Source organism: Aeromonas sp. MaB10011B (genome assembly GCF_017939325.1).
In the GTDB taxonomy this organism is placed as follows: domain Bacteria; phylum Pseudomonadota; class Gammaproteobacteria; order Enterobacterales; family Aeromonadaceae; genus Aeromonas; species Aeromonas caviae.
The window spans coordinates 125,728-134,328 of sequence record NZ_JAGKRK010000013.1; the positions used below are offsets into that span (position 1 = coordinate 125,728).

Annotated in this window: 6 protein-coding genes and 1 tRNA gene; 3 read left to right on the top strand and 4 right to left on the bottom strand. The window is 61.8% G+C overall.

Annotated features, from left to right (window positions below; all coding sequences use genetic code 11):
• Positions 1-183: 183 nt before the first annotated feature.
• The 3 genes from J9893_RS06280 to pepA form a co-directional block, all read right to left on the bottom strand.
• Complete coding sequence (locus J9893_RS06280) at positions 184-3,048, bottom strand: valine--tRNA ligase (protein ID WP_210600926.1); 2,865 nt, start codon at positions 3,046-3,048, stop codon at positions 184-186.
• Positions 3,049-3,113: 65 nt separating this feature from the next.
• Positions 3,114-3,569, bottom strand: coding sequence for a DNA polymerase III subunit chi (locus tag J9893_RS06285; protein ID WP_010672959.1), 456 nt, complete (start codon positions 3,567-3,569; stop codon positions 3,114-3,116).
• Between the two features lie 169 nt (positions 3,570-3,738).
• Positions 3,739-5,250: a leucyl aminopeptidase gene (pepA, locus tag J9893_RS06290; protein WP_010672960.1), complete on the bottom strand. Its 1,512-nt coding sequence runs from the start codon at positions 5,248-5,250 to the stop codon at positions 3,739-3,741.
• 172 nt (positions 5,251-5,422) lie between these two features.
• On the opposite strand from pepA, the gene lptF reads away from it, so the two are divergent.
• Both lptF and lptG read left to right on the top strand, forming a co-directional pair.
• Positions 5,423-6,535, top strand: a complete 1,113-nt coding sequence (gene lptF / locus J9893_RS06295; RefSeq protein WP_162540537.1) for an LPS export ABC transporter permease LptF — start codon at positions 5,423-5,425, stop codon at positions 6,533-6,535.
• A gap of 25 nt (positions 6,536-6,560) precedes the next feature.
• Positions 6,561-7,631 carry an LPS export ABC transporter permease LptG gene (gene lptG / locus J9893_RS06300; protein WP_010672962.1) on the top strand — a complete coding sequence of 357 codons (1,071 nt, stop codon included), beginning with the start codon at positions 6,561-6,563 and terminating at the stop codon, positions 7,629-7,631.
• A gap of 144 nt (positions 7,632-7,775) precedes the next feature.
• Here lptG and J9893_RS06305 read toward each other — a convergent pair whose 3' ends face one another.
• Positions 7,776-8,288 (bottom strand): RDD family protein, encoded by a 513-nt coding sequence (locus J9893_RS06305; RefSeq protein WP_010672963.1) that lies wholly within the window; start codon positions 8,286-8,288, stop codon positions 7,776-7,778.
• Between the two features lie 143 nt (positions 8,289-8,431).
• On the opposite strand from J9893_RS06305, the gene J9893_RS06310 reads away from it, so the two are divergent.
• Positions 8,432-8,516, top strand: a tRNA-Leu gene (locus J9893_RS06310).
• Positions 8,517-8,601: the final 85 nt, after the last annotated feature.

The following is an 8,601-nucleotide window of genomic DNA, read 5'->3' on the forward strand; positions in this document are numbered from 1 at the left end:
AAGACCGCTGGCAGTGTAATGAATTTGCGGGCTCTGCGCTTGTGAAAGGAGGTGATTTGGCTCGTGAATTTTTGAATATCGCCCCGGCGGGAGGGATAAAACTGCGGGGCAGGAGAGAGAGAACTGAACCCATGACATGAAAAAGCCCCCGATAAACGGGGGCTTGTCATGTTGCGCTGTGGCTTAGAGCGCTGCGATCTCGGCCTGCTGGGCTTCCAGCTTGGTCAGCTGGAGACGGTAATCTTCCAGCTTCTCGCGCTCCTTGATGATGACCGCTTCCGGCGCCTTGGCGACGAAGGCTTCGTTGCCGAGCTTGCCTTCGATGCGGCCGCACTCGCCCACCAGACGGGCAACCTCTTTGGCCAGACGGGCCAGCTCGGCATCCTTGTCGATGAGACCAGCCATCGGGATCATCAGCTCGGTAGCACCGATCAATTTTTTGACCGACAGCGGGGCGGTTTCACCGTCCGCCAGTACGCGGATGGATTCCAGACGGGCCAGCGACTTGAGGAAGGCCTCGTTGCCCTGGGCGCGCTGGGCATCCTTGGCATCGCACTGGAGCAGCACGTTGAGGGGGACGCTCGGGGCCACGTTCATCTCGGCGCGGATGTTGCGGATGCTGACGATGAACTCCTTCACCCACTCCTGATCCGCCATCGCGGCTTCGTCCACCCTGGCGGCGTCGAATTCCGGGAAGGCCTGAATCATGATGGTGTCGGCGTGTACGCCGGCCAGCGGGGCGACCGATTTCCAGATGGTCTCGGTGATGAACGGGATGATCGGGTGAGCCAGGCGCAGCAGGGTCTCGAGGACGCTAACGAGGGTGTGGCGGGCAGCGCGCTGCTCGGCCTCGGAACCCTTGGTCAATACCGGCTTGGTCAGCTCCAGATACCAGTCACAGAACTGGTTCCAGATAAATTCGTACAAGACGCCTGCCGCGATGTCGAAGCGGTAGGTATCGAGGGCGGTACGGAAGTCCCGGATGGCCACTTGCAGCTGGGACTGGATCCAGCGATCCGCCAGGCTGAACTGCATCTCGCCACCATTCCCTTGCGAAGAGAAGCCGCAATCCTGATCTTCGGTGTTCATCAGCACATAGCGGGAGGCGTTCCACAGCTTGTTGCAGAAGTTGTTGTAGCCATCCAGGCGCTTCATGTCCCAGTTGATGTCACGACCGGTAGAGGCCAGCGCCGCAAGGGTGAAGCGCAGGGCGTCGGTGCCGTGGGCATTGATCCCTTCCGGGAACTGCTTGGCGGTGCGCTTGGCGATCTTCTCGGCCATCTGCGGCTGCATCATGTTGCCGGTGCGCTTCTCCAGCAGGTCTTCCAGGGAGATGCCGTCGATCATGTCGAGGGGGTCCAGCACGTTGCCCTTGGACTTGGACATCTTCTGGCCTTCTTCGTCACGGATGAGGCCGGTGATGTAGACGGTCTTGAACGGGACTTGCGGCTGGCCGTTCTCGTCCTTGATGAAGTGCATGGTCATCATGATCATCCGGGCAATCCAGAAGAAGATGATGTCGAAGCCGCTCATCAGCACGTCGGTCGGGTGGAAGGTCTTGAGTGCCTCGGTGTTGTTCGGCCAGCCCAGGGTGGAGAAGGTCCACAGGGCGGAGCTGAACCAGGTGTCGAGCACGTCTTCGTCCTGACGCAGCACGGTCACGGACGGGATGCTGTGCTTGGCGCGCACTTCCTCTTCGTTGCGGCCCACGTAGACGTTGCCGGCATCGTCATACCATGCCGGGATGCGGTGACCCCACCACAGCTGACGGGAGACGCACCAGTCCTGAATGTCGCGCATCCAGGAGAAGTACATGTTTTCGTACTGCTTCGGCACGAACTGGATGCGGCCATCTTCCACCGCCTCGATGGCGGTCTTGGCCATGGGGGCCACGCGCACGTACCACTGGTCGGTCAGCATGGGCTCGATGGGCACGCCGCCGCGATCGCCGTAAGGCTGTTGCAGCACATGATCCTTGATCTCGGCCAGGAGGCCCAGCTCGTCCAGCTTGGCGACGATGGCCTTGCGGGCGGCGAAGCGCTCCATCCCGGCGAACTCGGTCGGCAGGGCGGCGTCATAGGCGGTGCTGGGGTTGCCATTGGTATCGACCACTTCGGCCTCGGCACGCACGTGGGCGTCCAGGGTGAAGATGTTGATCATCGGCAGGTTGTGGCGCTTGCCCACTTCGTTGTCGTTGAAGTCGTGGGCCGGGGTGATCTTCACGCAGCCGGTGCCTTTCTCCATGTCGGCGTGTTCGTCGGCAACGATGGGGATCAGACGGTTCACCAGCGGCAGCAGGATGTGCTGGCCGATCAGCGCCTTGTAGCGGGGGTCTTCCGGGTTCACGGCCACGGCGGTATCACCCAGCATGGTTTCCGGACGGGTGGTGGCGACGATCAGGTGATCCTGGCCTTCGGCGGTCTTGGCGCCGTTGGCCAGCGGGTAGCGAAGGTGCCACATGTGGCCCTTGATCTCGCGGTTTTCCACTTCCAGGTCGGAGATGGCGGTGTTGAGCTTGGGATCCCAGTTCACCAGACGCTTGCCGCGGTACATCAGGCCGTCTTCGTACAGGCGCACGAACACTTCCTGGACGGCGGCGGAGAGGCCCTCATCCATGGTGAAGCGCTCGCGCTCCCAATCCACGGAGTCACCCAGACGGCGCATCTGACGGGTGATGGTGCCACCGGACTCTTCCTTCCACTGCCAGATCTTGTCGATGAAGGCTTCCCGGCCGTAATCGTGGCGGGTCTTGCCCTCTTCTGCGGCGATCTTGCGCTCAACCACCATCTGGGTGGCGATACCGGCGTGGTCGGTACCCGCCTGCCACAGGGTGTTCTTGCCCTGCATGCGGTTGTAGCGGATCAGGGTGTCCATCAGGGTCTGCTGGAAGGCGTGACCCATGTGCAGGCTGCCGGTGATGTTCGGCGGCGGGATCATGATGCAGAAGGAGTCTTTGCTGGTGTCGCCGTGGGGCTTGAAGTAACCCTGGGCTTCCCAGTGCTGATAGAGCGCCTGTTCGATGGCGTTGTGATTAAAAGTCTTTTCCATGGTCTCGCCGTATTCTGGATGGATGGAGTCTGGTGTTGATTCGTCGTGGATCGAGGGTGGCACAGTCAGGGCTGCGCCGGATCCGGTGCGGCAAGGACGGGCTGATCCCTCATCTCGAGGGTATGGCCCGCCTGGCGATAGTGCTTGTAGCGCTCGCGGGCTTGCTGCTTTTGCGTTTCGTCAGTGGGGACAAAATCTACCACTTGAGCGAAGTGTCCTGCAAACAAAGGTGTCTGCCGGGCCAGGTTGATGAGGCAGGCATAGCGCCGCCGTGGCGGCTGATGGCCTATCTCCACCGGAGCCTGACCGCTCTCCCCCTGCAACTGGTGCGGCACGAAGCGATCGGGCGGCAACTGCCACAACAGCTCGTCCAGACGCAGGGCCTGGGCCTCGTCCTCGCACAGCAGATAGAGGTGGCCTGCGCTCCAGCCATCGGCCGCAAGCTGGCAGGCGAGGCGCTCGACGGCGGAGGCATCCGCATCATCGGGCTGGCTCATCAGGTAAAAGGTCACTTGGCTCATCAGGTCGGTCCCGTTTGGCTGTGACGGACAGCGATTGGCCGTCTTCGGGAGCCGCGTCTGGCACGGACTTCCCGGATTCTCTCAATGAAACAAGGAAGAGGCAGGCCTCTTCCTTGTGATACAGGGTAACGCCTTCTCGCATCGCTCTTCGAGTCGATGGGGAAGGGGATCACTCCTTGTCTTCGACGTCCGCCACGCCGGCCCGGTTGAGCAGGAACTGGGTCAGCAGGGGCACAGGACGGCCAGTGGAGCCCTTCTCCTTGCCGCTCTTCCAGGCGGTCCCTGCGATATCCAGGTGGGCCCAGTTGTATTTCTTGGTGAAGCGCGACAGGAAGGCAGCGGCGGTGATGGTACCGGCCGGACGGCCACCGATGTTGGCCATGTCCGCGAACGGGCTTTCCAGCTGCTCCTGATACTCGTCGAACAGGGGCAGGCGCCAGGCGCGATCGCCGGCCTGTTCGGAGGCGTTGAGCAGCTCGTGGGCCAGGGGGTTGTGGTTCGCCAAGAGGCCAGAGGTATGGTGGCCAAGGGCGATGATGCAGGCACCGGTCAGGGTCGCCACGTCGATCACGGTCTCGGGATCGTAGCGGTCCACATAGGTGAGGGCATCGCACAACACCAGGCGGCCTTCGGCGTCGGTATTGAGCACCTCGACGGTCTGGCCGGACATGGTAGTGAGGATGTCACCGGGGCGGTAGGCGTTGCCCCCCGGCATGTTCTCGCAGCCCGCCAGCACGCCGATGACGTTGATGGGCAGCTGCAACTGGGCCAGGGCGTGCATGGTGCCGAGCACGGAGGCGGCGCCACCCATGTCGTACTTCATCTCGTCCATGCCGTCTGCCGGCTTGATGGAGATGCCGCCGGAGTCGAAGGTCAGCCCCTTGCCCACCAGCACGATGGGCTTGGCGTCGGCGTTGCCCTTGTACTCGATGATGGCCATCATGGCTTCGTTCTCGGAGCCGCGGGCCACTGCCAGGTAGGAGTTCATGCCGAGCTCGGCCATCTCCTGCTCCCCCACCACCCTGGTGGTGATGTTGTCATAGGCATCCGCCAGACGGCGGGCCTGGGAGGCGAGGTAGGCGGGATTGCAGACGTTGGGCGGCATGTTCGCCACGTCGCGGCAGATGCGCACCCCTTTCGCCACGGCCAGGCCGTGGTTGATGGCGCGCTCGCCTATGGTCAGTTCCCGACGCGTCGGCACGTTGAAGACCAGCTTGCGCAGCGGACGGCGCGGTTCGGCCTTGTTGGTCTTGAACTGATCGAAGCTGTAGAGGCCCGCCTTGGTGGTTTCAACCGCCTGACGCACCTTCCAGTAGGTATCCCGACCCTTGACGTGCAGCTCGGTCAGGAAGCAGACCGCCTCCATGGAGCCGGTTTCGTTCAGGGTGGTGATGGTCTTGTTGATGATCTGCTTGTACTGGCGCTCGTCGAGTTCGCGCTCCTTGCCGCACCCGACCAGCAGTACGCGCTCGCTGAGCACGCCCGGTACTTGATGCAGCAGCAGCATCTGGCCCGGTTTCCCTTCCAGGTCGCCACGGCGCAGCAGCGAGCTGAGGTAGCCGTCGCTGATCTTGTCCAGCTGTTCGGCAACCGGAGAGAGGCGGCGGGGCTCAAAAACGCCGACCACGACGCAGGCACTGCGTTGCTTCTCAGGACTGCCACTCTTTACACTGAACTCCATGGAATCTCCTACATCCTAAAGACAAAAGGCACCATTTATTGAATAATGCGGTGCTTGTTGGGGTATCAGAGGCGGAGCGAACAGTCACAGGCTCCGCAGTTCAAACTGGTAAAAATCCAATATAGGGCCCTATTTTTCAGGCATTCGACTAAAAACACAAGTTTACTTGGGAATGACTGTGATCGTTTTCCGATATTTGTTCAGGGAGACCCTGAAAACCCAGCTGGCGGTGCTGTTCGTGCTGCTGCTTATCTTCGTCAGCCAGCAATTTATCCAGATCATTGGCGATGCCGCCGATGGTGAGGTGCCGACGCGCCTGGTATCCACCCTCCTGCTGCTCAACCTGCCGAATATGGCGTTGTTGATGCTGCCTATCAGTCTGTTTTTAGCCATTCTGTTTGCTCACGGCCGTTTGTACGCGGAAAGCGAGATGACGGTGATGCACGCGGTGGGTTTCAGTCACCGTTTCATCATGGGCAGCGCCCTGGTGCTGGCCTTGCTGACCGCCGCCGTCGCGGCGTTCAACACCGGCTGGGTCGCCCCCCAGGCCAAGGAGCGGGAGTACCAGGTGATCGACGAGTTCAAGGCCGATCCCGGTATCTCTTTCCTGCAGGCCGGCCGCTTCATGGAGCTCGACAAGGGGCGCCTGGTGGCCTACATCCAGGATCTGAACGACAAGGGGTCGGAGTTGCAGAAAATCTTCGTGCTGCAACGGGCCGAGGGTGGCTCACCCCCGTCAGTGGTGGTGGCCAACGAGGGGCAGGTGACCGCCGACAGCAACGGCTTGCAGTGGCTGACCCTGACCGATGGCTCGCGCTACGAGGGGCATTTCACCGGCAAGCAGTTCCAGGTCTCGGAGTTCCGTGAATACAGCCTGGTGATCCGCCAGCAGGAGATGGAGCGATCCAACCGCAAGGCGGCGGCCAAGCCGACCCTGGCATTGCTCGGCACCCAGGACAATCAGCTGATGGCCGAATTGCAGTGGCGCCTGTCGCTGCCCCTCTCCATCCTGGTGCTCACCTTCCTGGTGGTGCCGATGGCGCGGGTCAATCCCCGTCAGGGGCGTTACGCCAAGCTGCTGCCGGCCATCCTGCTCTATCTCTCCTATTTCCTGCTGCTCAGTGCCGCCCGGTCGGCCATCGACAGCGGGCGTCTGCCCCACTGGCCCGGGATGTTCCTGGTGCCCCTGGTCTATCTGCTGCTGATAGGGTTGCCTCTCAACCTGCAGGGCACCAGCTGGTGGAACGGGGTCAAAGGGCAATTGTTCAAGAGAAAGTCAGCGTGATGCTGCAACCTGGGAGTCTCTGCTGATGTTCGGCATTCTCGATAGATACATAGGCAGGGTCATCTTCATGTCGATCCTGCTGTGCGAGCTGACCCTGGTCGGGCTCGCCGCGCTCATCAAGTACGTGGAGCAGTTGAAGGCGGTCGGGGAAGGCAACTACGACATGCTCAACGCCCTCTACTACGTGCTGCTCTCCATGCCCAAGGAGGCGGTGCTCTTCTTCCCCCTGGCTGCCCTGCTCGGTGGCCTCATCGGTCTGGGCCAGCTCGCGACCAGCTCCGAGCTGGTGGTGATGCAGGCGGCGGGACGCTCCAAGATCAGCATCGTCATGGCGGCGCTCAAGACCGCCATTCCCCTGATGCTGCTGGTGGGGCTGATGGGAGAGTACGTCGCACCGGCCGCCAAGCGGATGGCGGATGACATCAAGGCGGGGGCCATGTCGGAAGGGCGGCTTACGGTCTCGGCCTACGGGGTCTGGGCACGGGATGGCAACAACTTCGTCAACATCAACGGGGTGCGCAACGATGGCGCCCTGACCGGCATCACCCTCTACCGCTTCACTCCGTCCCGCAACCTGATCGACGTGGTGCAGGCGAAGGAGGGGGTGTTCGAGGATCACCACTGGCTGCTGAAACAGGTGCACATCACCCGGTTTGACGATCCCACCCGGATCCAGGACGAAGAGCATGCCCAGATGGCCTGGCAATCCGAGCTGACCCCCAAGCAGCTCGGGGTGGTCAGCATCGATCCCGAGAACCTGCCCATCTCGGGGCTGCGGGACTACATCGGTTATCTGGATGCTAACAAGCAGGATGCCGGACGCTACAAGCTGGAGATGTGGCGTAAGCTGCTCTCACCGCTCTCAGTGGTGGCCATGATACTGCTCGCCTCCTCCTTCATCTTCGGTCCGCTGCGCTCGGTGAGCATGGGGGCGCGGATGCTGATGGGGATCATGACCGGCTTCGCGGTCTATGTGAGCGACAGGGTGTTCGGCCCGGTCAGCCTGGTCTATGCGGTCCCGCCCATCCTCGCGGCCATCGCACCCAGCCTGCTGTTTGGCGGCATCTCCTTCTATATCCTGAGCCGCAAGCAGTAGCGGCCTGAAGGACGGCGGGCTGCTGACAAAAGGCGGCCATTGCTCTCGATGCACCGTTTCCGTCAAGGTTCTGGGCTGCAAGCAGTCAGTTCTGGTCAACAAAAAGGGCACCTCGGGGTGCCCTTTTTCGTTGCCGTCTTGGGATCAGCGATTGAGCTGCTCCAGGTTTTCCGTCTTGCCAAGCACCACCACCTCGCACTCGGCCCAGATGTCCTGGAAGGCGCGGGGGCGGGCGCGATTGAACACACACAGCAGGTTGCCCAGGCCAAAGGCCGAGGTAGCGAGCCGGATCAGGGCCTGGGTGACGCGAATGTTGCTGCCGTCCAGGTTCTGGATGCGCAGGCGCCAGGCCCGCATGCCGATGGTCTGGCCGGCGCGGACCCAGAACCAGGTGTAGAAACCGCAGATGACGAAGGCCAGCCAGGCGCTATAGAGGGGGCTGGTGAGCAGCCAGGCGGCATCCTTGCCCTCGGGAACGTGCGCCATGCCGGTGGCCAGCAGCAGGTGGGCCACCCCCATGCCGATGAAGCCGGCGATGATCAGCAGGGCAATCACCACCAGATAGTCATAGAGCAGGGCGCCGAGACGGCGCAGCAGACCGGCGGACGGATGCCGGGGAGCAGGCTGGAGAGGGGAGGGGGTCTTGCGCTTGGCCATGATGATTATTCCATTAATATGATGCGGGCATTCTATGTAACTGGCCTGGCATCGGCAAGGCGTTGAATAAATGAGCAAACAACGGTGGGGGCAAGAAAAACACCTTGCATGGCCAAGCGCCATTCGTATAATCCCTCGCAGCTGCCCGGGTGGCGAAATCGGTAGACGCAGCGGATTCAAAATCCGCCGTAGCAATACGTGTCGGTTCGAGTCCGACCCCGGGCACCATTTAGAATTCAATGACTTAAGGCTACCCAAGCGGGTGGCCTTATGTTTTTCTGCCACATAGTGGCGGCAAAGTGGCGGCAAAGTG